The sequence below is a fragment of the Polaromonas sp. genome, assembly GCF_039932935.1.
GTDB lineage: Bacteria > Pseudomonadota > Gammaproteobacteria > Burkholderiales > Burkholderiaceae_C > Polaromonas.
In genome coordinates, this window is the sequence record NZ_JBDTPB010000106.1 from 50,992 (window position 1) to 75,240 (window position 24,249).

The following is a 24,249-nucleotide window of genomic DNA, read 5'->3' on the forward strand; positions in this document are numbered from 1 at the left end:
CACCGAATACATGCAAATATCCAATCGACCAATCGACGCCGACCACCGTCCCTACTTGATCGCGGAGATGTCCGGCAACCACAACCAGTCGCTGGACCGTGCGCTAGCCATAGTGGACGCAGCCGCAAACTCAGGCGCGGACGCAATTAAGCTGCAGACTTATACGGCCGCGACAATGACGCTGAACGTGCGTATGCCTGGTTTCCTCATTGAAGACCCGAAAAGTCCGTGGGCCGGTCGACAGCTCTATGAGCTCTACGATGAGGCGCACACGCCTTGGGACTGGCACAAGCCTATCATGGACCGGGCGGCATCGCACGGCCTGCATTGCTTCAGTAGCCCTTTTGATGAAACTGCAGTGGACTTCCTAGAGTCGCTCCACGTGCCCGCCTACAAGATCGCTTCGTTTGAAGTGACCGACCTGCGGCTCATCCGCAAGGTAGCGTCGACGGGTAAGCCGATGATCATCTCCACCGGCATGGCAACGGCCGCCGAGATCGATGGCGCGGTGCGCGCTGCGCGAGAGGCCGGCGCGCAGGACTTGGTGCTGCTCAAGTGCACCAGCACTTACCCCGCCTCGCCGGGCAACACCAACATCAGCACCATCCCGCACTTGCGTCAGCTGTTCAGTTGCGAAGTCGGGCTGTCTGATCACACCATGGGCTGCGGCGTGGCCGTGGCGGCCACGGCGCTGGGGGCCAGCGTCATTGAAAAGCACTTCACACTCACGCGCGCCGATGGAGGGGTGGACTCCGCGTTCTCGATGGAGCCGGCCGAATTCCTGCTGCTGCGAGCCGAGACCGAGCGCGCCTGGCAGGCCCTAGGCAGCGTGAGCTACGGGCCGACTGCTGCCGAAAAGCCGTCGCTGGCCTTCCGGCGCTCACTCTACGTCTGCGCCGACGCGCGGGCTGGCGATGTGCTGAGCCCCTCCAACGTGCGCTGTGTGCGTCCCGGCTTCGGCCTGGAGCCCCATCACATGGATACCGTGCTGGGCATGCGGCTGCGTTGTGATGTCGTGGCGGGAACGCCGCTCAGCTGGGACTTGCTCACGGCTTGAGCGCAAAGGCGCACCGGACGAGGTTGGTTACGTCTCCCGCGCGGGAGGGCTGGGCTATACTCAAAAGCGCCTCCCGAGGGGCGCCCGGAGTCGACCGAGACAGGATGTGGTTGTACCGGGCAGTTGTGATCCCCGCCACCGCGATGTGGTGGCCTTGCCGCAGCCTAATGACCGGACTTTCCATGAGCACCAATCTGAGCATTTACGACGATTTTCTAGCGACCACGGGCCCTGACCGATTGCAGAAGATCCTGGCCCGCTATGAACTCTTCAAGATGGTCGCGGACGTGCCCGGTGACATCGTCGAGTGCGGCGTCTTCAAGGGCTCAGGGCTGTATACATGGGCCAAGCTCATGCGACTTTTCAAACCGCACAATGAAGTGCGCATCGTGGGCTTTGACTTCTTCGACGCCGACCGCAGTATGGAATTCCAGTTTCAGCAGGACAAGGACTGCCTGGATGAGCACGAAACGCGCTGGACTCCCCAGGAGACCATTCTGCGCAACTGTCGCGAATGGGGCTTCGATAAGGTCGATTTGATCGCTGGAAACGTCGTCGAGACCACCAAGGCCTTTGTGAAAAATAACCTGGGTGCTCGCATCGCCTTGCTCTATATCGACGTGGATAACTACGAAGGTGCCCTCGCGTGCCTTGAGAACCTATACCCTATCGTGAGCGCGGGCGGACTTGTCGTGTTCGACGAATACGCACTGCGCAACTACGGCGAGTCAAATGCGGTGGACGAATTCTTCAAGGGCAAGAAGATCAAGCTCAGGTCTATCCCCTGGGCCAACACGCCTTCGGCCTACCTCGTCAAGGAAACCTGCTGATGCAACCAACGAGCGGCTCCTATGATTCGGTGCTGAAGACACTGGCTCAGACGGAACGTGGCTCGTACGGGGATCTTTCATACATGCCCGTGTTCCGGGCGTCCGCGTTGTTCTATGCGATGGCCGACAAAGGTGTCACGACTAAGGTGTCATTCCTCAATTACTGGCGTGAGAAGAATGACGTCCACGACATCGGTGTGCTGGTGACTTTGCGCGACGCGCGGGGCGCAAAGCGCGCGCGCTGGCACACGATGCTCACCGAGATGACCTACTTGTTCGACCTCCGCGACTTGATCGCGCCGGACGAGGACTTCACCGGCAGCATCGAGGTCGAGGCCTTTTCCTCGCAAGATCTGAAGTTCCAGTTCCCCGGCATCACCGTATTCTACGAGACACCGCGCGGCATTAGCTACGTCCATACCAACCAGCGCGTCTACAACACGGCTGAAGACCGCGACCGCGGCGTTGAACTCAATCCGTGGCAGACGGGGTTTGACGTGGACACGGCCCGCCATGACCCCTTCGTCTTCCTCGTCAACGGCCCCGTGCCATTTCCCGGCGGGCTGGTGGATATAGTGGCCGTCAATTCCTGCAACGAAGAGATACGCCTGCAGGTCGTGCTCGATACGTTGCCGGCTTACGGCGTGTGCGACTGGCGGCTGGCGTCGATCAAGGGGCTGGCCCAGTTTCTGGGCGACGAGCCGGGCCTGTGCAAGTTCAACCTTCCGTTCGAAGGTATCCACCTGCGCATGGGTGTGGGCAACGCGCTCAAGGATCAGAGCTGGTTGTCAGTGACCCACAGCTACTTTGACGCAACCGAGCACCAGGACTACTTCGACACCTCGACGCTGGGCGGAGACATCCATCCGGCGTTCATCCCCTTCAACCTCGAGGAAGGGATCGACGTGGAGATGGTGCTGTATCCGATTTATGCCCGTTGCGAGCTGGGACTCTCACTGCAGGCCTTTGATGCCGCGGGCTGCGAGCGCTTCCGCATGGACTTGGGTTCGTACCGCTCGCCAGAGAGCGGGCCGCGCCGCATCGAAATTCGCAAGCTTGTGACGGCGGCGGGTCACGAGGCGCTTGCAGGCCTGTACGTGCTGCAGATCGAGGCGCCCGACCACAAGGTACCGGCGCGTATAACCTACGGCCTCAATTTCCACGTGAGTGGCAAGCTCGGCACCAACATCAGCGCGTCGGCATATCTCGCCAAGTCCTGGGGTATGGGCAGGCGGTCATGGCGCTGGGGCGCGGTGCCGGTGCTCAAGGGCGGACACAATCTCATCATGGTGTCGGCCTTCAGCAAACTGAAGAATGAGGTGTCTGACCGGGAGTTCAAGCTTACCATCCACGACAACCAGGGCCCAGTCGCGTCGCGCGGGTTCATGCTGCACGGCAATGCGGGTATGACGGTGTGCGCTGAGGACATGCTTGCCCACGCCGGCTATGTGGCGGCGGAGGGCGACATTCTCTGGTACGTGATGGAGTCGCCACATGCGTCGCTGGAGGTCATGGGCATAAGCGTCAGTGCCGATGGCTTCGTCGGTGGCGACCACAGCTTTTGATGGTGGGTTCGCTTGAGCCGCATCATTAACCCGCTTCTCGTCGCCGTTGACGCATGCATGGTGGTGGCTGCGTGGTGGCTGGCATTCTGGCTGCGCTTCAACCTCGACATCCCGGGGGACCAGGAACAGATGGCCTTGGACAGCGGCCTGGTCGCCACCGCCTGCGTCGTGGTGGCACTTGGTCTCATGCGTGTATACCGCCAGGTTTGGCGCTTCACGGGCATGCCAGAGCTGCGCAGGCTGTGCTGGGGCGTGCTGTTGGGCGCACAGCTCACCACGGCGGCGATCATGATGCTGCGGTTTTCAGCCGTGCCGCGTTCTGTACTGCTGCTGCACCCGCTGATCGTCCTGGTGCTCCTTGGCGCTGCGCGCGCCGGCACACGCATGTTGGCCGAGCGTCAGGTCACCATCGCTGCAAGTTCGCGCCCGCTGCTGATCATTGGGTCGCTCAACCATGCCTCCGACGCCCTGCGCGCGCTCAAGGGCTCTATGCAATGGCATGCGGTAGGCATTGTCTCGCCGCTGGAAGACGAACGCGGCAAGTCGCTGCAGAATGTGCCCGTGCTCGGCTCGATGGCGGACCTTGCGTACTTTGCCGAAGCCACGGGAGCCTCCACCGCTCTGGTCACCGGCGCGGTGGGCTCGCAGCAGCGGCGCGACGTGCTGCTGCAGTCGCCTGGGGTCGGGTTGACGCTCCTGACTATGCCGCATCCTGATGACTGGCTGCGCGCCGAGAACGCCGGTCTGCGCAAGATCGAGCTTGAGGATTTGCTGGGCCGTCAGGCGGTCGAGCTCGATGTGCGCGGTTTGGCCGACCTGTTTTCGGGGCAGACCGTGTTTGTGTCAGGCGCGGGCGGCTCAATCGGCTCGGAGCTGTGTCGCCAGATAGCCCGGCTTGGGGTGGCGCGCATGGTCTGCGCCGACGCGTCTGAAATCGCAATTTACCGCCTGGAGCAGGAGCTGCGCGACACGCACCCGCAGATGCAGGGGTTTTATTACACGGCCAATGTGCGCGAATACGAACGGCTCGAGGCGATCACCGCGCGTTACAAACCATCGATGTTTTTCCATGCTGCGGCCTACAAGCATGTGCCGCTTATGGAGTCGTATAACGAGATCGAGGCGGTGCGCACCAACATCCTCGGCACCCTAAATGCTGCGCGCGCCGCCGGCGTCTGCGGTGCCCGTAAGTTCGTGCTGATCTCGACCGATAAGGCGGTCAACCCGACAAACATCATGGGCGCGACCAAGCGCATGGCCGAGTTGGTCGCACAGAGCGTCGCGCTCGAATATCCGGCGACGGAGTTCGTCGCCGTGCGTTTTGGCAATGTGTTGGGATCCAGCGGTTCGGTAGTTCCTCTGTTCACTGAACAGATCGCGCGCGGTGGACCGATCACCGTGACCCACCCCGATATCGTGCGTTACTTCATGACCATTCCAGAAGCCGCACGGCTGGTGCTGCAGGCCAGTCTGATGGGTCGAAGTGGTCAAATCTATGTGCTTGACATGGGCGAACCGGTCAAGATCGCCGAGCTGGCTCGCATGATGATTCGGCTTTCCGGGAAGACTGAGCAGGATATCCCCCTCGTATTCACTGGCTTGCGGCCAGGAGAAAAGCTGTTTGAAGAATTGTTAGCTGACGACGAGACTACCCAACCGACACCTCATCCTAAGCTGCGCATTGCCGAGACCTCGGGGTGTCAAGCAATTGCAATCGACAGCATAACGGAGTGGGTCGCTACGGTGGGTCCGTCGCCTCCGAGCAGCGACCTCCGCGCTTGGCTCTGCAGCTACTTGCCAGAATACCGCCCCCAAATTTATTAACCTACTACAGGGAAATTCCTGTGCGCTCCAGAATATCGCTCACCAGCTCCAACCGCATCAAGGGATTGTCCAGCTGCATCAGGCGCTGCTTCAGTTCGAGCGGCATGGGTAGCAGCTCGCACCAGCGGTTGGCAACCCAGCCGCAGTCGTTCAACCTGTAGGGCGCCAACAGTGGCATTTGGGTCTGCGGCACGTCGCGGTCTTGCAGGCTTTTGATCAGTTTGCCCAGCGCATCGGCAGTGGCCTGCAGGTCAGCCGGTATTTTCACGGGTTGGTCGTCCTCCAGGCGGATGACGTTGGCAATCCATAGTCCGTGCCTGAGTTTCTCGCGGTGAGTAATTTCGAACCGCTGCGCACCGGTGCAGCGGATAACCATGAGGCCCGGCTGGGGGATGGAAAATTCAGTGATGGTGGCCAGGGTGCCCACGGTGCTGAAGGCTTCGTTCGCAAAACCGTCGCCGCTGGGGGTGCCTGCATCAGCCGGCCGGCGTACCTCGGAGCCTTCGGTGAGCGAGACAACGCCGAAAGGCGCGCCGGCCTTGTGGCATTTTCTGATCATGTCGAGGTAGCGGACCTCAAAAATGCGCAGCGGCAGCAAGCCGCCAGGGAACAGGACAGCACCCAGCGGGAACAGGGGAAGGGAGCTCAGCGTCAAGGCTTCTGGCATGGTCTCATCGTGCTTTGGAGTGCCGAGAACCACATCATCCCATGTGACCCGTGCGGTGGAATTTTTCGGCGTTTAATACGCCGTGGTTCAGGGGCTTTTCAGGACTTGCCAGGTTGTCAGCTAACGGCATCGGCTGGCTGGCGCAGCAGCATGGCCAACGAATTGGCAACGGTTTTGCGTAGTTCCCTGCGGTCGCAAATAAAATCGACCGCGCCTTTGGTCTGCAAAAACTCGGCACGCTGAAAGCCTTCAGGTAGCGTTACGCGCACGGTGGATTCAATGACGCGCGGGCCGGCGAAACCGATCAGGGCCTTGGGCTCGGCGATGACGATGTCGCCCACAAACGCAAAGCCGGCGCTCACACCGCCCATAGTCGGGTCGGTCAGCACGCTGATGTAGGGCAGGCCCTTCTTGGCCAGGCGGGTGAGGGACGCATTGGTTTTGGCCATCTGCATCAGGCTCAACAAGCCTTCCTGCATGCGCGCGCCACCAGTGGCGGTAAAGCAGATGAAAGGCACTTTTTGCTCGATGGCTGCGTGCACGCCGCGCACAAAGCGCTCGCCCACCACGCTTCCCATGCTGCCGCCCATGAAGTCGAATTCAAAACAGGCCACCACTACGCCGATGCTGTGCACGGCGCCGCCCATCACTACCAGCGCGTCGGTTTCCTGGGTGTTTTCCAGGGCCTCTTTCAGGCGCTCGAGGTACTTGCGGCTGTCCTTGAATTTGAGGGCGTCAACTGGCAGCACTTCCTGGCCCAGCTCGTAGCGGCCTTCGGGGTCCAGGAAGGCGTCGAGACGCGCGCGTGCGCCGATACGGTGGTGGTGGCTGCACTGCGGGCAGACGTTCTGGTTTTTCTCCAGATCGGTCTTGTAGAGCACGGCCTCGCAACTCGGGCACTTGATCCACAGGCCTTCGGGCACGCTGCGGCGCTCGGTCGGGTCGGTGGGGCTGATTTTGGGTGGGAGGAGTTTTTCTAACCAAGACATGCGTGTCAGTCCTTATGGTGTCGGGCAGCGCCTGGGCGCGTTTCGCTTTTTGTGCTTTTGGCCGGGCGAAAAGCGCAATTATGCGCTGGTTTCTCCCCTGTTTTACCCGGTGTTTCGTCCGGCAAAAGCGGCATCAAAAGTCAGCCTAAAGCAGTACGAATTTCTTTCAAAAAGTCATGCGCAACCGCGGCGACCTTGTCTCGTGGCTCGTTTTCAATCAGCTGGATGATCTTGCTGCCGATCACTACCGCGTCGGCCACCTTGCCGATAGCTTTGGCCGTGGCAGCGTCGCGAATGCCGAAGCCTACGCCCACGGGCACGTTCACATGCTTGCGGATGCGCGGCAGCATGGCCTCCACGGCATCCACGTCCAGCGTGCCGGCGCCTGTTACGCCTTTGAGCGACACGTAATACACATAGCCGCTGGCGACCTCGGCCACCTGGGCCATGCGGGCGTCGGTGCTGGTGGGAGCCAGCAGGAAGATCAGGTCCATGCCGTGCGCGCGCAGCCGGCCGGCAAATTCCACACATTCTTCAGGCGGATAGTCGACGATCAGCACGCCGTCCACGCCGGCTTTTGCGGCGTCGCGGATGAACGCGCTCTCGGTTTTGCTGCCGCCGTGCTTGATGTCGTAGCGCTCGACCGGGTTGGCGTAGCCCATCAGGACGACGGGGGTTGAGCTGTCTTGGGCGCGGAACTGGCGCACCATCTCCAGAACCTGGGCCAGACCGATACCGAGAGACAAGGCCTTTTCACCGGCCTTCTGGATGACGGGGCCGTCGGCGCTGGGATCGGAAAAGGGTACGCCCAGTTCAATCACGTCGGCGCCACCGGCCACCATGGCGTGCATCAGTTCGGGGGTGACGTCTGCAAACGGGAAGCCCGCTGTGACGTAAGGGATCAAGGCCTTCCGGCCCTGGTTTTTCAGCGCGGAGAAGGTGGTGGCAATGCGGCTCATGATTGCACCCCGCTGCCCTTGGCGCCGCTGGCATCGAACGACGCTGCCGAAGCCGCGCCGCCTTTGACGGAAAGACCGCGCATCGAAGGCCGGTCGTAAAACTCCGCGCCTGAAAGATCGGCCACCGTGCCTATGTCCTTGTCGCCCCGTCCAGACAAATTGACGAGCAGGCTTTGGTCTGGACGCATGCTGCGGGCCATTTTCATGGCGCAGGCCACGGCATGGCTTGATTCGAGCGCCGGGATGATGCCTTCGGTGCGGCAGAGGTAGTGAAATGCTTCCAGCGCCTCGGTGTCGGTGATGCCGACATATTCGGCGCGGCCGATGTCTTTCAGAAAAGCGTGTTCGGGGCCGACGCCGGGGTAATCGAGACCCGCGCTGATGCTGTGCGTTTCGGTAACCTGGCCGTCATCGTTTTGCAGCACATAGGTGCGGTTGCCATGCAGCACGCCGGGCAGGCCGCGCTGCAGCGAGGCGGAATGCTTGCCGCTTTCCAGGCCTTCACCAGCGGCCTCCACCCCGATCAGGCGGGTTTTGGCATGCTGGATGTAGGGATGGAAGATGCCCATGGCGTTGCTGCCGCCGCCTACGCAGGCAATTACCGCGTCGGGTTGCCGATTGCCGATGAATTCCGGCATCTGCTGCAGGCATTCGGTGCCGATCACGCTTTGAAAGTCGCGAACCATCATGGGGTAGGGGTGTGGGCCTGCCACCGTGCCGATGATGTAGAAGGTGTTGTCCACGTTGGCGACCCAGTCGCGCATGGCTTCATTCAGCGCGTCTTTCAGCGTCTTGCTGCCGCTGGTCACCGGCACCACGGTGGCGCCCAGCAGGTTCATGCGGTAAACATTGGGGCTTTGGCGCTTGACGTCTTCGCTGCCCATGTAGACCACGCATTCCAGGCCATACCGGGCGCAGATAGTGGCGGTGGCCACGCCGTGCTGGCCGGCGCCGGTTTCGGCGATGACGCGCGGCTTGCCCATGCGGCGCGCCAGCATGGCCTGGCCAATGGTGTTGTTGATTTTGTGCGCACCGGTGTGGTTCAGGTCTTCGCGCTTGAGGTAAATCTGCGCGCCGCCCTGTTCGCGGCTCATGCGCGCGGCGTGGTAGATCGGGGAGGGCCGGCCTACGAAATGCGTCAGCTCGGAATGGAATTCAGCGATGAACTCCGGGTCGTGCTGGTATTTGGCGTAAGCGTCTTTCAGCTCATTAATGGCGTGGGTCAGCGTTTCTGAAACAAAACTGCCGCCGTAAATTCCGAAATGGCCTGAAACGTCAGGCTGGTGGTACTCGTACATGGTTGGAACTCTTTGCAAGTAGTTCGTCGGCGGCGCGAACGGCCGCGACAAACTGGTTGATCTTGTCGGCGCTTTTGATTCCCTTGGAAATCTCGACGCCCGAACTCACATCAACGGCCAGCGTTGTGCAACGCGGCCTGACTTGCAAAATGCCATCGATCACGTTTGCAGGCGTCAATCCACCAGACAAAACGAGGTGAGCGCTGACGTTTGGAGGAAGAAGTGACCAATTGAATGTTTTCCCGCCGCCACCATAACCTTCGACATGAGCGTCGAGCAGGATGGCTTGTGCGGCCTTGAAGTCTTGGGCGTATTTTACGAGATCGAAGCGGGCAGGGCTATTGGGGGTATTTTCAGTCGTTTTTTCGTCCAGCGGGATGCGCGCTGCGCGCATGAAGGGCCGGCCGGCTTCCAGACATATCTCGGGCGTTTCTTCTCCATGAAATTGCAGCAGAGCCGTTGGTAGACGTGCGCAAGCAGCTATGATTTTTGTAGCGGGCGCGTTGACAAAGAGCAATACCGGCGTCACAAAAGGGGGCAGGCGGCGTGCGAGTTCGGCCGCCCGTTCAGCCGTGATGTAACGCGGGCTGGCCTCGTACATCACGAAACCGACCGCATCGGCTCCGGCGGCCACAGCCGCGTCCACGTCTTCCTCACGGGTGAGACCGCAGATCTTGATCCGGGTGCGCAGGGGCGCAGAAGAGGTCATAAACCGGCCCCCGTCGGAGGACGGCACAGGAACTCTTCATTCCAGCCGGGGCTGCGGAACCGGCTTCGCCGGTCCACAGGCGCAGCGGCCCCCCCGGGGCTGGAGCCTGCGGCTCCAAACCTGCCTGCGCAGGCTTGGACAGGCGACAGAAGCGAAGCCTCTGGCGAGCGGCGGCCTGCAAGGCCTCGCGTGTTACACGAAGTGAAAAGCGTGGGGGCAGTCATGGAAGCCAATCATAGGCCGCCGTGCGAACCGGCAAGCCGTAGTGGTCTTCGTAAACCGGCCCTAAAAAGTACAAGCCATCCGGTGAAAAAGTAGGTGCTGCGGCATCGCGGCTGCGTGCGTCCCTCACTTCGGCTAACCAGCCAGGCGGGTAGCTTCCTTGGCCGATCGCCACCAGGCAACCCATGATGTTGCGGATCATGTGGTGCAAAAAGGCATTGGCTTCGAACTCAAAACGCCAGTATTTGGACCCCGTACCGGCACGCTCGGAAATATCAATCCGGCTGATCGTTTTGACGGGTGACTTGGCCTGGCATTGCGCGGCCCTGAAAGAGCTGAAGTCATGTTCGCCAATGAGGTGCGTGATGGCTTGCCGCATGGCGGCGCCGTCCAGCGGCCGGTAGACCCAGCCGACGCGTCCGGCCTCAACACTGGGGCGCACCGGCGATTCCAGCACCACATAGGCATACCTGCGCGCAACGGCGCTGCCGCGGCAATGAAATTCGTCGGGGACCTCGCGCGCCCATTGCACTGCGATGTCGCGGGGCAAAAAGGTGTTGGCGCCACGCACCCATGAGGCAATATCGCGCTGCAGTGGCGTATCAAAGTGCACAACCTGCATCAGCGCGTGCACGCCGGCATCGGTGCGTCCGCAGCAGAGAGTGCGAATCGGCTGGGCGGCAAACTTTGCCAACGCCAGCTCCAGTTTGTCCTGCACGGTGTTGCCCGAGAGCTGGCTTTGCCAGCCCTCGTAGGCGCTGCCGCTGTAGCTGACGCCAAGGGCAATCCTCACGGTTGGCACCTGCTGGCGCGCAGTGAACGCAGTGCGTTCAGGCCGCGCTCAAGACAGGGCGTTCAGGAACGCCTGTGCCTTGACTTTCAGGGGACCGCTGGCTTCGGCCAGTACTTCCTCGGCCAGAGACCGGGCGCCGTCCGTGTCACCCAGCGAGCGGAACTCTTCTGCCAACATGAACTTGGTCTCAAGCGGATCATCGGAGGACGAGGAGGCTTCAACCGCGGGGGATGGGCTTTCCGTCGTGGGGCCGTTCAGATCAAGCGAGAGGGACCCCAAGTCGAATTCGAGCATGCCGCTGTCGGCGGCGGCCGGCGCTGGTGCCGGAGCTGCCGCTGCTTTGACCGGTGCAACCGGTTTGGCGGGCGGAACGAATGGCTCGGGTTCAAAGTTCAGCCCTTCTGCGAGAAAGGAAATCTCTGGTGCTGCTTCAGCGGGTTTTGCCGCAGCGGAAACTGGCGGCTTCACCGCAGGCATGGCAACCGTGGCGCTGCTGAAATCCATGTTCAGTGCGCTGGCGGGCTCGGGCTTGGGCGCAGGGGCGGACACAGAGATAGGAACAGGGGTTGTTGCGGCGTGGGGTTCATCGCCGAGCGAGAAATCCAGGTCCAGATCAACGTCCACGGCAGGATTGGGCGCAGGGACATTGACTGGCTGGGCCACCATGGCCACAGTGCCACCCGGGCTGAATGCTGATGTGCCGCCGGCAGGGGCTGTTCCGGCAGGCTGGCCGCCGGGTTGGTACATCGGATTTGCGGGGTCCAGTTCGCGGCCCAGCTCAGTGATGTACGCCCACTCAGGGCCGCTGCCGTGGGTGAGGTTGAAGGCTTCAATGGCGACGGTTTCAAACGCCTTGGTGTCGCGGCGTTTGGCGTAGATTTCCATGAGCTTGGCATGAATGGCCACGCGCATCGGGCTGGTTCGCATTGCCTCCTTCAGGATTTCTTCGGCCTGCAGGTCGCGTCCATATGCGAGGTAAACATCGGCTTCGGCTACGGGGTCTACGTCGCCAGCGGCATCCAATTGACTGGGCGAATACACCAGGGACGAGCCCGTGGCATTGCCTTCATTCGTGTCAATTCTTTGGCCGCCGCTGGCGCCGAAAAAAGAATCGGGCTGCAACCGGCTTTCAAGAAACGAGCTATCAACCTGGGCGCCGCCGCCGCGCTGGCGGTAACGGTAGAAACCAAATCCGGCCAGCAACAGCAGCAGACCACCGGCCAGCGGCAACACCAGCGGGTTTTCCAGGAGTTCGTCGATCAGGCTGGGTTCAGGTGGGGGTGGGGGCACCACAACCGGCTTTTTCGGTGCGACTGGGACAGTGACAACCGGTATAGCGGGAGCGCTTGCCGCAGATGCGGGCTGTGACGCTGCTGCGAGTGGGTCCGCAATGGTGGCGGTCGCGGCAGATGCCGCGGAGGCGGGGGCCAAGGCGGCGGCCGGCGCGGCAGTGCTTGTAGAGGTTGTTGCCGATGCGGGGGCTGCGGTTGCCACAGCCGCGGGAGGTGCCGCCGGCACGGGTGCCGTGACACTGGTTGGGGCTGGAACTGCCACACCAGGGGTTTTGGCCGCACTGGCGGCGGGCGCCGCTGCAGGGCCGCTTCCGAGTTTGTTGAGGTCGTTGATGTTTTTGGACAGTTCCGCGACTCGTGTCGAGGCTTCTTTGGCCTGACGGTCTTTGGCGATTTTTTCTTCGGCGGCTGTTGCGGGCTTGCCCTGCACGGCTCCCTTGGACAAGGTGAGCTTGTCGGGCGTTGCGCTGGCAGGCGCACGGTCTTCTACTTTGGCCTCTACCTTGCCGCCGGCCTGACGATTGGCACCGGCGATCTGTGTAACAGGGACGCCCTCCGCGAGTTTGCGGCGGAAAGTGTTGAAGTCCTTGCTTTGCGCGACGATGGTCTGGGTCGCTTCGCCCGAGGAAATGGCGCTGGCGGATTCCGCAGTCGGGATGTCGAGCACGGCGCCCGACTTGATGCGGTTCACATTGCCGCCGATAAAGGCATCTGGATTGCTGCGCAGCAGCGCAACCAGCATCTGGTCAAGCGACACGCTCGCAGGTTTGTTCTGCGCGGCGATTTTGCCTGCGGTGTCACCGGCCTTGACGGTGACCTGGGTATCGCCGGAAGGGGCTTTTTCCACCTTGGCCGTAGAAGCCCGGGGGACAGGCGCTGGCCTTGTCGATGGGCTTGAAGGGGTAGCAGGGGAATAGGGAATCGATGAGATGCCTTTGGCCGGCGGCGCTGTAGCCGTGCCGGGCCGGGACAGGATGGGCGCTGTAGGCGAAACCGCTGAGCTGCCGGAGCGCAGGGCGGGTGGATCAAACAGCATCGTGTAATCACGCGTGATTCGCCCGTTTGCCCAGTTGGCCTCCAGGATGAGGTCCACAAATGGCTCGGTCACGGGGCGATTGCTGCTCAAGCGCAGAAAAGCCCGTCCGTCCGTCCGGCGTTGCAGGCTGACTTCGACACCCGTCACCACCGAGCCGTATTCCATGCCGGCTGCCTTGAAGGCTTCGGCCGGAGCAACACCGGCGCGCAGGCTGGTTGCTTCATCGGGCTTGAGGTCCGTGATGTCGATTTCAGCGCGAAGGGGTTCACCCAGCGCTGATTGGACGGTGACACGGCCCAGCGCAAGCGCATGGGCTTCAAGACTTGCCAGGCTGCCCAGCAATGCAATGGCACTTGCCAGGGCGCCAATACGCCAACGACCGCGTTTATTCATGGGGTTGGGAGCCTCCAGTGCTCGGTCTGCATGTAACTTTATTCTGCTTAAGCGCACAAAAACCTCGATGCGAATTTTCGAAAAACAACCTTAACATCAAGGCATTAGGCTGACAAGCTAAGACACCACTTAAGTTTTGACACATCGAGTTAGCATCAACTTACAAGTTCAAGATGTTGTCGGACGACAACGCACGGAAACAAGTGGTTACGGATGAGCGACCGAATGTTGGCGACCGCTCACGTCAATTAGTTCAGGCCTGAAGCAGGATGCGAAGCATGCGGCGCAGCGGTTCGGCCGCACCCCAAAGCAACTGATCGCCCACCGTGAAGGCTCCGAGGTAGTCGGGGCCCATCGCCAGTTTGCGCAGGCGGCCCACCGGGATTTGCATGGTGCCCGTCACCGCCACCGGCGTGAGGTCTTTGATGGAGGCCTCACGCGTGTTGGGAACGACTTTGACCCATTCGTTGTCGGCGGCGATCATCGCCTCGATATCGGCCAGCGGCACGTCCTTCTTCAATTTGAAGGTCAGCGCCTGGCTGTGGCAGCGCATGGCGCCAATGCGTACGCAGAAGCCGTCGACGGGGGTTTCAGCCGTACCGAAGCTGGCGCCCTGGCCCAGGATCTTGTTGGTCTCCGCGCCGCCCTTCCACTCTTCCTTGCTCATGCCGTCGCCCAAGTCCTTGTCGATCCAGGGGATCAGCGAGCCGCCCAGCGGCACGCCGAAGTTGGCGGTTTCGTCGCTGCCAAGCGATTGTTGTTTGGCCAACACGCGGCGGTCGATTTCGAGGATGGCCGATTTCGGATCGTCCAGCAGGGCGCGCACTTCGGCGTTGAGGGTGCCGTATTGCGTGAGCAGTTCGCGCATATGCTGCGCGCCGCCGCCCGAGGCTGCCTGGTAAGTCATGCTGGTCATCCACTCGACCAGGCCGGCCTTGTAGAGCGCACCCACGCCCATCAGCATGCAGCTGACCGTGCAGTTGCCGCCAATCCAGTTTTTGCCACCCTTGGACATCGCGTTCTGGATCACGGGCAGGTTGACCGGATCCAGAATGATGATGGCGTCGTCGTTCATGCGCAGCGTGGAGGCCGCGTCAATCCAGTGACCCGTCCAGCCGGCAGCGCGCAGCTTGGGGAAGACTTCAGAGGTGTAGTCGCCGCCCTGTGCCGTGATGATGATGTCGCACTTCTTGAGCGCTTCAATGTCAAAGGCGTTCTTCAGCGTGGTTTCGTTCTTCGCCTGCGCGGGGGCTTTGCCGCCCGCGTTGGAGGTCGAGAAGAACACCGGCTCGATCAGGTCGAAGTCGCCTTCGGCCTGCATGCGGTCGATCAGGACTGAGCCAACCATGCCGCGCCAGCCGACGAGACCCGTGAGATTGCCTGTGAGTTTCATTGCGTTGCCCTTCAAAAAGTCAAAAATAAGGCTTTTTGGCCCGGCTCATCGAGCCGGGAGGGCACGACGAACCAGGCTTGCTAGCCTTTAATGGTGGTCGTTTTGGTGATCTGGCTAAAAACCGGCGCAGCGCTGGTCGCGCACGAAGCGGCGACGAGGCGGATGGATGCGAGGTTCTTAAACATGGTGTTGATTGTAGCCAGGCTGGCGTTTGTACTGGCCAGAAGCGGCCTCAAACCTGCCTGAAAAGGTTGTTTTCAGGCAGGTTTGCGGCAAAAAAGCATCAGCAAAGGGGTTAGCCCAGTGCTTTGACGACGGCGTTGCCCATCTCGACGGTGCCGACTTTGGTCGTACCTTCGCTGTAGATGTCCGGCGTGCGCAGCCCTTGCGTCAGCACGGCATCCACAGCTTTTTCGATGCGACCAGCAGCTTCGGGCTGGTTCAGGCTGAAGCGCAGCATCATCGCCGCGCTCAGGATGGTGGCCAGCGGGTTGGCCACGCCTTTGCCGGCGATGTCGGGGGCGCTGCCGTGGCTGGGTTCGTACAGGCCCTGGTTTTTGTCGTTCAGGCTGGCTGAAGGCAGCATGCCGATGGAGCCGGTCAGCATGGCGGCGGCGTCAGACAGGATGTCGCCGAACATGTTGCCGGTCACGACCACGTCGAACTTCTTGGGTGCCTTGACCAGCTGCATGGCGGCGTTGTCCACATACATATGGTCCAGCGCGATGTCGGGGTATTGCAGTCCGACTTCGGTCACCACGTCTTTCCAGAGCTGGAAGGTCTCCAGCACGTTGGCCTTGTCGACGCTGGTGACGCGTCCTTCTCCGCCTGAGGCTTTGCGCTTGCGTGCCGCCTGGAAGGCGACGTGGGCGATGCGCTCGATCTCGGGGCGCGAGTAGCGCATGGTGTCAAAAGCTTCTTCCGCGCCGGGGAAGTGGCCGTCGGGTGAGACGCGCCGGCCGCGTGGCTGGCCGAAGTAGATGTCGCCGGTCAGCTCTCGGATGATGAGGATGTCCAGGCCCGACACCAGTTCGCGCTTGAGGCTGGAGGCATCGACCAGCTGCGCGTAACAAATCGCCGGGCGGAAGTTGGCAAAGAGGCCCAGGTTCTTGCGCAGGCCCAGGATGGCCTGCTCCGGGCGCAGCGGCCTGTCCAGCTTGTCGTATTTCCAGTCGCCGACGGCGCCGAACAGCACGGCGTCGGACTCTTTGGCGAGCTTGAGCGTGGCTTCGGGCAAAGGGTGGCCGTGCGCTTCGTAGGCGACGCCGCCTACCAGCGCGCTTTCGGTTTCAAACTTGAGGTCGAGTGCTTTCAATACCTTGACGGCTTCCGCGACGATTTCGGTGCCGATGCCGTCACCCGGGAGAATTGCGATTTTCATTTTGCTCACTTTTTAATAGCTGCTTGCGCTCGTCCCTATTGGGCTAGAGCACGAATATGTTGTTAATTTAGCCGGCCACCGTGTGGTTCAGCCATGGCTTGGTCGCCAGGCGCTCGGCTTCAAAGGCCTTGATCTTGTCGCTCTGGCGCAAGGTCAGGCCGATGTCGTCCAGGCCGTTGAGCAGGCAGTATTTGCGGAAAGCCTGCACGTCGAACGGGAGCTCTTCGCCCTGTGGCTTCACGATGACCTGGCGCTCCAGGTCGACCGTGAGCTGGTAGCCCGGGAAGGCCAGCGCTTCGTCGAACAGCTGCGCCACTTGTGCCTCGGGCAACACGATGGGCAAGAGGCCGTTCTTGAAGCTGTTGTTGAAAAAGATGTCGGCATAGCTGGGCGCAATGATGGCGCGAAAGCCGTATTGGTCCAGCGCCCAGGGCGCGTGCTCGCGCGAAGAGCCGCAGCCAAAGTTCTTGCGCGCCAGCAGGATGGACGCGCCCGCATAGCGCGGCTGGTTCAGTACAAAGTCGGGGTTGGGTTTGCGCGTGGTCGGGTCCTGGCCGGGAAAGCCCGCGTCCAGGTAACGCCACTCGTCAAACAGGTTGGGGCCGAAGCCGGTCTTGCGGATGGACTTGAGGAACTGCTTGGGAATGATGGCGTCGGTGTCGACGTTCTCGCGGTCCATGGGGGCGACCAGGCCCTTGTGTACGGTGAATTTCTGCATGGTGCTGCTCTTTAAGAGAATTTCCGAATATCGATGAAATGGCCGTGCACGGCGGCCGCGGCTGCCATCGCCGGACTGACCAAGTGGGTCCGCCCACCGGCGCCCTGGCGACCTTCGAAGTTGCGGTTGCTGGTAGAGGCACAACGCTCACCCGGCTCCAGCCGGTCGGCGTTCATGGCCAGGCACATCGAGCAGCCTGGCTCGCGCCATTCGAAGCCGGCGGCCACAAAAATCTTGTCCAGGCCTTCGCGCTCGGCCTGTTCCTTGACCAGGCCCGAGCCCGGAACGACCAGGGCCAGCTTGACGTTTTTGGCAACCTTCTGGCCGATCTTCTTGATGATGGCGGCCGCCTCGCGCATGTCTTCAATGCGGCTGTTGGTGCAGGAGCCGATGAACACCTTGTCGACATACAAGTCGTTGAGCGCCTTGCCGGGCTCCAGGCCCATGTACTTCAAGGCGCGCTCAATAGCGTCGCGCTTGTTGGCGTCTTTTTCCTTGTCGGGGTCGGGCACACGGTCGTTGATCGACAGCACCATCTCGGGCGAGGTGCCCCAGGTCACCTGCGGCAGGATTTCGCTGGCGTCGAGCTCGACCACCGCGTCGAATTTGGCGTCGGCGTCGGACTGCAGCGTGTTCCAGTATTTGACGGCCATGTCCCATTCAACGCCGGTGGGCGAGAGCAAACGGCCTTTGACGTAGTCAATCGTCTTTTGGTCCACCGCGACCAGGCCGGCGCGCGCGCCCGCTTCAATCGCCATGTTGCAGACCGTCATGCGGCCTTCCATGCTGAGCGCGCGAATCGCAGCGCCGGCAAATTCAATGGTGTAACCGGTACCGCCTGCGGTGCCGATCTTGCCGATGATGGCCAGCACGATGTCTTTACCCGTCAAGCCGGGGGCGAGCTTGCCTTCGACTTTGACAAGCATGTTTTTGGCTTTTTTGGCCAGCAAGGTTTGCGTCGCCATCACGTGCTCGACCTCGCTGGTGCCGATGCCGTGCGCCAGTGCGCCGAAAGCGCCATGCGTGGAGGTGTGCGAGTCGCCGCAGACGACCGTCATGCCGGGCAGCGTGGCGCCGCTTTCAGGGCCGATCACGTGCACGATGCCCTGGCGCTTGGAGAGGAAGGGGAAGAAGGCCGCGGCGCCGAATTCCTTGATGTTGCTGTCCAGCGTGGTGATCTGCTCTTTGCTCACCAGGTCGGTGATGCCGTCGTAGCCGAGCTCCCAGCCGGTGGTGGGCGTGTTGTGGTCGGCGGTGGCGACGATGGAGCTGATGCGCCAGACCTTGCGGCCGGCCTCGCGCAGGCCTTCAAAAGCCTGTGGGCTGGTGACTTCGTGCACCAGGTGCCGGTCGATGTAGAGGATGGCGGTGCCGTCTTCTTCGGTATGAACGACGTGCTCGTCCCAGATTTTGTCGTAGAGGGTGCGTCCCATGGTTTTCCTTCGTGGTCTCTTGTAGTCGGCGTAGCTTGTTGCTGGTCGTTTGTCGTGGTGCGTGATTTTAGGCCGCTGCATTCATGGCAATGGCTGCGGTTTTCCCAATTTGGGCTGCATGGGTTTGTGGTGCCGCGGGCTGTGTCAGGTGTTCCACCAGCAGCCGCGCGGTCAAGGGCAATGTGGAAAAGTCGCGTGCCACCAGCTGGATCTGGCGCTCGGCCCAGGCGTCCAGCAGCGGCACCGATTCGAGCTCGCCAACACCGTGCATGAGCTCGAACGCGCGTTGCGGCATTACACCCACGCCCAGGCCGTTATGGATCATGCGGCACATGGCGTCCAGGCCGGTCACGTGGATGCGCAGCTTGATGGTCCGGCCCAGCCGCGCGGCAGCCTCGCGCATCGCCAGGTAAATCGAGCTGTTGGAATGCAATCCGACCTGGTCGTAGTCCAGCGCTGCTTCAAATTTGATAGCGCCTTGCGCACACAGCGCGTGGCCCCTGGGCACAATCAGCACCAATTTGTCGGTGCGGTAGGGCAGCACCTGCAGGTCGCCCGCGCCGTCGGCGGTGTTGCAGATGCCGAGGTCGGCCGCGCCTTCCTGCACGGCCCTGACCACCTCGGTACTCAGGTGTTCTTCCAGGTCGATCTTGATGCCAGAGTGTTCGCGGGTGAAGGCGCCCAGGTCTTCCGGCAAAAACTGCACGATGGCCGAGATACTGGCGTGCACGCGCACATGGCCGCGCACGCCGTCGGCGTATTCGCTGAGCTCGCTTTGCATTTTCTCGAGGCTGAACAGCACCGAACGCGCATGGTGCAACAGGCTTTCGCCGGCGGGCGTCAAATCAACCCCGCGGGTGTGGCGATAGAGCAGCGGTGTGTCCAGCGTGGCTTCGAGGTCGCTGAGGCGCTTGCTCACCGCCGAGGCCGCGATGAATTCGCGCTCAGCCGCCTTGCCGATGCTGCCCAGCTCGCACACAGCTACAAAGAGCTGAAGCGAGGTCAGGTCAATGCGGCGGGCAAAGTTGCGTTCGGAGCTTTTCATGGTGTGGGGCGTTCGTCATCGCGTATGGCGACGATGACGCGCTATTTTGCTACCAAGAACTTGCATTTGTCATCGCAATACGCGATGACCAGCCTGCCAATGGGCGTTTTCGGTCAGTGGAGCTTGGATTTTCAGTGTTTTGATGCCTTAAGCCAATCAGGACGAGCGCAAGCAGCTATCAAAACTGTAGCAACAAGGGGCATAGTCGGTGCCGCGTGGGGAGGCTCCGCGAAATCCAGGGCGTAAAAAAGCCCGCCGATGTTGCCATGGGCGGGCTTTGCGTACGCGCGCGGCGGCTTAGCGCTTGGCCAACGGCATAACCTGACGGGTCGTGGAGCCGGTAAACAGCTGGCGTGGACGGCCGATCTTGTACTCAGGGTCGCCGATCATTTCGTTGAGCTGGGCGATCCAGCCGACCGTGCGGGCCAGCGCAAACACGGCGGTGAACAGCGGAACCGGAATGCCGATGGCGCGCTGAACGATGCCGGAGTAGAAGTCCACGTTGGGGTAGAGCTTGCGCGAGACGAAGTAGTCGTCTTCCAGGGCGATCTTTTCCAGGGCCATGGCCAGCTTGAAGAGCGGGTCGTTTTCGAGGCCCATTTCTTTCAGCACTTCCTTGCAGGTTTCCTGCATGAGCTTGGCGCGCGGATCGTAGTTTTTGTAGACGCGGTGGCCAAAGCCCATCAGCTTGACGCCGGAACTCTTGTCCTTCACCTGCTTGATGAACTCGCCGATTTTCTCGACGCCGCCTTGCTTCTGGATGTCACCCAGCATGTTGAGGGCCGCTTCGTTGGCGCCGCCGTGGGCCGGGCCCCAGAGGCAGGCCACACCGGCTGCAATCGCGGCAAACGGGTTGGTGCCGGACGAGCCGCACAGGCGCACAGTAGACGTTGAAGCGTTTTGCTCGTGGTCTGCGTGCAGCATGAAAATGCGGTCCAGTGCGCGTTCGAGCACCGGGTTGACCTTGTACTCTTCGCACGGCGTGGCAAACATCATGTGCAGGAAGTTGCCGGCGTAGCTCAGGTTGTTCTTGGGGTACATGTAGGGCTGGCCCACGGTGTACTTGTAAGCCATGGCGACCAGCGTGGGCATCTTGGCGATCAGGCGAATGGCCGAAATGTCGCGGTGCTCAGGGTTCGTGATGTCGGTGCTGTCATGGTAGAAGGCCGACAGGGCGCCGACCAGGCCGGTCATGATGGCCATCGGGTGCGCGTCACGGCGGAAGCCGCGCAGGAAGAACTGCATCTGCTCGTTGACCATGGTGTGGTTGGTCACACGGCTGACGAAGTCCGTCTTCTGGTCGGCGTTGGGCAGCTCACCGTACAGCAGCAGGTGGCAGGTTTCCATGTAGTCGCAGTTGGTAGCCAACTGCTCGATGGGGTAGCCGCGGTACAGCAGCTCGCCCTTGTCACCGTCAATGTAGGTGATGGCCGACTGGCACGACGCGGTCGACAGAAAGCCCGGGTCATAGGTGAACATGCCGGTTTGCGCGTAGAGCTTGCGGATGTCCACGACGTCCGGACCTACATTGCCCTGGTACACCGGCAAATCGATGCTCGGATTGCCGTTGCTGAAGGACAGGGTGGCTTTGTTGTCGGCTAGCTTCATTTCTTGCTTCTTTCTTTCGTATCAGTGTCAATGGGGTGACGGGCGCGGAATCAAGGAGTCGGCGCTGCGGGCTGCAGCAACTTTAAAACTTCATGGGCTTCAGAAGTAGAGGCACTTGCCTTGGCCGCTTCATCAGGGAGCTGAGCAGCAACTTTTCGTTTTAACAGCAAGTCCAGCAAATCGTTGTCGGACAGATCCATTAAATCACTCAACCCTTTAGCCTGCCTGACGGTTAGCGTGGCCTCATGCCCCTGAAAAAAGCGCTCAATCAGCAGGTCGTTTTCGAGCAGCCCGCGTCGGCAGCGCCACTTGAGCTTGCTCAGGCCTCTTTCATCAAGCAATTCTTCTGCGGCTTGCATGGTTCAGGTAGAGGTTTCGCCGCCGAGCAAAGCGAAGGCTGAGGTCCCACACCAGCAGGGGCCGCGGAACCGGCTTTGCCGGGCCGCAGGCGCAGCGGCCCCCTCGGGGGGCAGCGTAGTACTCGAAGCGACAAGCGTGGGGGCCATATTTAGACTGCGCGCAGGACCATCATTTCCTTGATCTTGCCGATGGCTTTCGTCGGGTTCAGTCCCTTGGGGCAGACATCGACGCAGTTCATGATGGTGTGGCAGCGGAACAGGCGGTACGGGTCTTCAAGATTGTCCAGGCGCTCGCCCGTGGCTTCGTCGCGGCTGTCGGCGATGAAGCGGTAGGCCTGCAGCAGGCCGGCCGGGCCGACGAACTTGTCGGGGTTCCACCAGAAGCTCGGGCACGACGTGGAGCAACTGGCGCACAGAATGCACTCATAGAGGCCGTTGAGCTCATCGCGCTCTTCCGGGCTCTGCAGGCGTTCTTTTTCGGGCGGTACGTTGTCGTTGATCAGGTAGGGCTTGATCGAGTTGTACTGCTTGAAGAAGTCCGTCATGTCGACGATCAGGTCGCGCACCACCGGCAGGCCAGGCAGCGGCTTGAGCGTGATCACGTCAGGCAGCGTGCGCATATTGGTCAGGCACGCCAAACCATTCTTGCCGTTGATGTTCATCGCATCGGAGCCACACACGCCTTCGCGGCACGAGCGGCGAAAGCTGATGGTCGGGTCCTGGGCCTTCAGCTTCATGAGCGCATCCAGCAGCATGCGCTCCTGGCCATCGAGCTCGACCTCGATGGTCTGCATGTAGGGCTTCGCATCGGTGTCGGGGTCGTAGCGGTAGATCTTGAAGGTGCGTTTGGTCATGGGGTTTCTCGCTTCTTGTGGGGTCGCAGTGCCGTCTGTGGATCTGCCGTTTTTAGAACGTACGCGTTTTCAGCGGCACGGACTCGACGGTCAGTGGCTTCATCTGCACTGGCTTGTAGGCCAGGCGGCTGCCTTCGCTGTACCACAGCGTGTGCTTGTGCCATTCGGTGTCGTTGCGGCCGTTCGGGTGCTCCGGCGTGTCGCCGTAATCGTCGACCGAATGGGCGCCGCGGCTTTCCTGGCGGGCGGCGGCCGAGACGATGGTGGCCTGCGCGGCTTCGATCAGGTTCTCGACCTCGAGCGCTTCAATGCGCGCGGTGTTGAAGATCTTCGACTTGTCTTTCAGGCCAATGCTGTTGACGCGCGCGCGCAGGGCGGCGATCTTGGCCACGCCTTCGTCCATGATGGCTTGCGTGCGGAAGACGCCGGCGTGCTGCTGCATGGCGGCGCGCAGGTCGTTGGCCACGTCTTGTGCATATTCGCCGTCGGTCGCGTTGTCCAGGCGCGCGATGCGGGCCAGGGTTTTGTCGGCCGCGTCGGCGGGCAGCGGTTTGTGCGTGGTGGTCTTGGCGAATTCGACAATGTGGTTGCCGGCTGCTTTACCGAACACCAGCAAATCGAGCAGCGAGTTGGTGCCCAGGCGGTTGGCGCCGTGCACGCTGACGCAGGAGCATTCACCCACCGCGTACAGACCGTTAACGACCTGGCTGTGGTTGTTGGCGTCTTGCGTGACGACCTGGCCGTGGATGTTGGTCGGGATGCCGCCCATCTGGTAGTGAATGGTGGGCACTACAGGAATGGGTTCCTTGGTGATGTCGACGTTGGCGAAGTTGTGGCCGATCTCGAACACCGAAGGCAGGCGCTTCATGATGGCGTCCACGCCCAGATGGGTCATGTCCAGCAGGATGTAGTCCTTGTTGGGGCCGCAGCCGCGGCCTTCCTTGATTTCCTGGTCCATGGAGCGCGAGACGAAGTCGCGCGGCGCCAGGTCTTTCAGCGTGGGCGCATAGCGCTCCATGAAGCGTTCGCCGTTGCTGTTGCGCAAAATTGCGCCTTCGCCGCGGCAGCCTTCGGTCAGCAACACGCCGGCGCCGGCCACGCCGGTCGGGTGGAACTGCCAGAACTCCATGTCTTCGAGCGGGATGCCGGCGCGCGCCGCCATGCCCAGGCCGTCGCCGGTGTTGATGAAGGCATTGGTCGATGCGGCAAAAATGCGGCCGGCGCCGCCGGTGGCCAGCAGCGTGGTCTTGGCTTCAAAAATGTGGACGTCGCCGGTTTCCATTTCGAGGGCGGTCACGCCCACGACGTCGCCGTTGGCGTCGCGGATCAGGTCCAGCGCCATCCACTCGACGAAGAAGCTGGTCTTTTCCTTGACGTTTTGCTGGTACAGCGTGTGCAGCATGGCGTGGCCGGTGCGGTCAGCCGCGGCGCAGGCGCGCTGCACGGGTTTTTCGCCGTAGTTGGCGGTGTGGCCGCCAAAAGGACGCTGGTAAATCGTGCCGTCGGGGTTGCGGTCAAACGGCATGCCCATGTGCTCAAGGTCATAAACGACCTTGGGCGCTTCGCGGCACATGTACTCAATCGCGTCCTGGTCGCCGAGCCAGTCGGAGCCCTTGACGGTGTCGTAGAAGTGGTAGTGCCAGTTGTCTTCGCTCATGTTGCCGAGCGAGGCGCCGATGCCGCCCTGCGCTGCAACGGTGTGCGAGCGGGTGGGGAACACTTTGGACAGCACGGCAACGTTCAGGCCGGCACGCGCCAGCTGCAGCGATGCGCGCATGCCGGAGCCGCCGGCACCGACGATGACGACGTCAAATTTGCGCTTGG

At 61.6% G+C, this 24,249-nt stretch carries 20 protein-coding genes; 4 read left to right on the forward strand and 16 right to left on the reverse strand.

Annotated elements, in window-relative coordinates; translation table 11 throughout:
• The first annotated feature begins 10 nt into the window (after positions 1-10).
• The 4 genes from pseI (at position 11) to ABI546_RS17675 (ending at position 5,276) form a co-directional block, all read left to right on the forward strand.
• Positions 11-1,057 carry a pseudaminic acid synthase gene (gene pseI / locus ABI546_RS17660; RefSeq protein WP_348048624.1) on the forward strand — a complete coding sequence of 349 codons (1,047 nt, stop codon included), beginning with the start codon at positions 11-13 and terminating at the stop codon, positions 1,055-1,057.
• A gap of 182 nt (positions 1,058-1,239) precedes the next feature.
• Positions 1,240-1,887 (forward strand): TylF/MycF/NovP-related O-methyltransferase, encoded by a 648-nt coding sequence (locus tag ABI546_RS17665; protein ID WP_348048626.1) that lies wholly within the window; start codon positions 1,240-1,242, stop codon positions 1,885-1,887.
• Positions 1,887-3,452, forward strand: coding sequence for a hypothetical protein (locus tag ABI546_RS17670; protein ID WP_348048628.1), 1,566 nt, complete (start codon positions 1,887-1,889; stop codon positions 3,450-3,452). Before ABI546_RS17665 ends, ABI546_RS17670 begins: the two co-directional genes overlap by 1 nt.
• 12 nt (positions 3,453-3,464) lie before the next feature.
• Positions 3,465-5,276 (forward strand): nucleoside-diphosphate sugar epimerase/dehydratase, encoded by a 1,812-nt coding sequence (locus ABI546_RS17675; RefSeq protein ID WP_348048630.1) that lies wholly within the window; start codon positions 3,465-3,467, stop codon positions 5,274-5,276.
• A gap of 4 nt (positions 5,277-5,280) precedes the next feature.
• On the opposite strand, the gene ABI546_RS17680 is transcribed toward ABI546_RS17675, so the two are convergent.
• From ABI546_RS17680 to sdhA, 16 genes are all read right to left on the reverse strand, one after another.
• Positions 5,281-5,943, reverse strand: a complete 663-nt coding sequence (locus ABI546_RS17680) for an LON peptidase substrate-binding domain-containing protein (protein WP_348048632.1) — start codon at positions 5,941-5,943, stop codon at positions 5,281-5,283.
• A 116-nt stretch (positions 5,944-6,059) separates the two neighbouring features.
• Entirely contained in the window at positions 6,060-6,932 is an 873-nt protein-coding gene (accD, locus tag ABI546_RS17685; protein ID WP_348048634.1) for an acetyl-CoA carboxylase, carboxyltransferase subunit beta, read from the reverse strand.
• Between the two features lie 140 nt (positions 6,933-7,072).
• Positions 7,073-7,891: a tryptophan synthase subunit alpha gene (gene trpA / locus ABI546_RS17690; protein WP_348048636.1), complete on the reverse strand. Its 819-nt coding sequence runs from the start codon at positions 7,889-7,891 to the stop codon at positions 7,073-7,075.
• Positions 7,888-9,189: a tryptophan synthase subunit beta gene (trpB, locus tag ABI546_RS17695; RefSeq protein ID WP_348048638.1), complete on the reverse strand. Its 1,302-nt coding sequence runs from the start codon at positions 9,187-9,189 to the stop codon at positions 7,888-7,890. The genes trpA and trpB overlap by 4 nt, the downstream gene beginning before the upstream one ends.
• The gene (locus tag ABI546_RS17700; RefSeq protein WP_348048640.1) at positions 9,167-9,898 is read right to left on the reverse strand and encodes a phosphoribosylanthranilate isomerase; all 732 of its coding nucleotides are present in this window, start codon (positions 9,896-9,898) and stop codon (positions 9,167-9,169) included. Before ABI546_RS17700 ends, trpB begins: the two co-directional genes overlap by 23 nt.
• 220 nt (positions 9,899-10,118) lie before the next feature.
• Positions 10,119-10,913 carry a tRNA pseudouridine(38-40) synthase TruA gene (gene truA, locus ABI546_RS17705; RefSeq protein ID WP_348048642.1) on the reverse strand — a complete coding sequence of 265 codons (795 nt, stop codon included), beginning with the start codon at positions 10,911-10,913 and terminating at the stop codon, positions 10,119-10,121.
• A gap of 48 nt (positions 10,914-10,961) precedes the next feature.
• Positions 10,962-13,634, reverse strand: a complete 2,673-nt coding sequence (locus ABI546_RS17710) for a FimV/HubP family polar landmark protein (RefSeq protein ID WP_348048644.1) — start codon at positions 13,632-13,634, stop codon at positions 10,962-10,964.
• 253 nt (positions 13,635-13,887) lie between these two features.
• Entirely contained in the window at positions 13,888-15,027 is a 1,140-nt protein-coding gene (gene asd / locus ABI546_RS17715) for an aspartate-semialdehyde dehydrogenase (protein ID WP_348048646.1), read from the reverse strand.
• A gap of 295 nt (positions 15,028-15,322) precedes the next feature.
• The gene (gene leuB / locus ABI546_RS17720; RefSeq protein ID WP_348048648.1) at positions 15,323-16,408 is read right to left on the reverse strand and encodes a 3-isopropylmalate dehydrogenase; all 1,086 of its coding nucleotides are present in this window, start codon (positions 16,406-16,408) and stop codon (positions 15,323-15,325) included.
• Positions 16,409-16,475: 67 nt separating this feature from the next.
• Positions 16,476-17,126, reverse strand: a complete 651-nt coding sequence (gene leuD / locus ABI546_RS17725; RefSeq protein ID WP_348048650.1) for a 3-isopropylmalate dehydratase small subunit — start codon at positions 17,124-17,126, stop codon at positions 16,476-16,478.
• Between the two features lie 11 nt (positions 17,127-17,137).
• Positions 17,138-18,559, reverse strand: a complete 1,422-nt coding sequence (leuC, locus tag ABI546_RS17730; protein ID WP_348048652.1) for a 3-isopropylmalate dehydratase large subunit — start codon at positions 18,557-18,559, stop codon at positions 17,138-17,140.
• Between the two features lie 67 nt (positions 18,560-18,626).
• Positions 18,627-19,604, reverse strand: coding sequence for a LysR family transcriptional regulator (locus ABI546_RS17735; RefSeq protein ID WP_348048654.1), 978 nt, complete (start codon positions 19,602-19,604; stop codon positions 18,627-18,629).
• A gap of 297 nt (positions 19,605-19,901) precedes the next feature.
• A complete protein-coding gene (gene gltA / locus ABI546_RS17740; protein ID WP_348048656.1) occupies positions 19,902-21,212 on the reverse strand; it encodes a citrate synthase in 1,311 nt (436 codons plus the stop codon).
• 50 nt (positions 21,213-21,262) lie between these two features.
• Complete coding sequence (locus ABI546_RS17745) at positions 21,263-21,571, reverse strand: succinate dehydrogenase assembly factor 2 (RefSeq protein WP_348048658.1); 309 nt, start codon at positions 21,569-21,571, stop codon at positions 21,263-21,265.
• A 149-nt stretch (positions 21,572-21,720) separates the two neighbouring features.
• Positions 21,721-22,425, reverse strand: a complete 705-nt coding sequence (locus ABI546_RS17750; RefSeq protein ID WP_348048659.1) for a succinate dehydrogenase iron-sulfur subunit — start codon at positions 22,423-22,425, stop codon at positions 21,721-21,723.
• 52 nt (positions 22,426-22,477) lie between these two features.
• On the reverse strand, positions 22,478-24,249 hold a 1,772-nt coding region (gene sdhA / locus ABI546_RS17755), incomplete at its 5' end, for a succinate dehydrogenase flavoprotein subunit (protein ID WP_348048660.1).

Bases quoted from the DNA above. Each gene is read 5' to 3' on its own strand.
- ABI546_RS17680 (WP_348048632.1), bottom strand. From the start codon at position 5,943: ATGCCAGAAGCCTTGACGCTGAGCTCCCTTCCCCTGTTCCCGCTGGGT.
- gltA (WP_348048656.1), bottom strand. From the start codon at position 21,212: ATGAAGCTAGCCGACAACAAAGCCACCCTGTCCTTCAGCAACGGCAAT.
- pseI (WP_348048624.1), top strand. From the start codon at position 11: ATGCAAATATCCAATCGACCAATCGACGCCGACCACCGTCCCTACTTG.
- leuC (WP_348048652.1), bottom strand. From the start codon at position 18,559: ATGGGACGCACCCTCTACGACAAAATCTGGGACGAGCACGTCGTTCAT.
- accD (WP_348048634.1), bottom strand. From the start codon at position 6,932: ATGTCTTGGTTAGAAAAACTCCTCCCACCCAAAATCAGCCCCACCGAC.
- trpB (WP_348048638.1), bottom strand. From the start codon at position 9,189: ATGTACGAGTACCACCAGCCTGACGTTTCAGGCCATTTCGGAATTTAC.
- ABI546_RS17710 (WP_348048644.1), bottom strand. From the start codon at position 13,634: ATGAATAAACGCGGTCGTTGGCGTATTGGCGCCCTGGCAAGTGCCATT.
- leuB (WP_348048648.1), bottom strand. From the start codon at position 16,408: ATGAAAATCGCAATTCTCCCGGGTGACGGCATCGGCACCGAAATCGTC.
- ABI546_RS17745 (WP_348048658.1), bottom strand. From the start codon at position 21,571: ATGCAAGCCGCAGAAGAATTGCTTGATGAAAGAGGCCTGAGCAAGCTC.
- ABI546_RS17665 (WP_348048626.1), top strand. From the start codon at position 1,240: ATGAGCACCAATCTGAGCATTTACGACGATTTTCTAGCGACCACGGGC.
- ABI546_RS17670 (WP_348048628.1), top strand. From the start codon at position 1,887: ATGCAACCAACGAGCGGCTCCTATGATTCGGTGCTGAAGACACTGGCT.
- ABI546_RS17735 (WP_348048654.1), bottom strand. From the start codon at position 19,604: ATGAAAAGCTCCGAACGCAACTTTGCCCGCCGCATTGACCTGACCTCG.
- leuD (WP_348048650.1), bottom strand. From the start codon at position 17,126: ATGCAGAAATTCACCGTACACAAGGGCCTGGTCGCCCCCATGGACCGC.
- asd (WP_348048646.1), bottom strand. From the start codon at position 15,027: ATGAAACTCACAGGCAATCTCACGGGTCTCGTCGGCTGGCGCGGCATG.
- trpA (WP_348048636.1), bottom strand. From the start codon at position 7,891: ATGAGCCGCATTGCCACCACCTTCTCCGCGCTGAAAAACCAGGGCCGG.
- ABI546_RS17750 (WP_348048659.1), bottom strand. From the start codon at position 22,425: ATGACCAAACGCACCTTCAAGATCTACCGCTACGACCCCGACACCGAT.
- ABI546_RS17700 (WP_348048640.1), bottom strand. From the start codon at position 9,898: ATGACCTCTTCTGCGCCCCTGCGCACCCGGATCAAGATCTGCGGTCTC.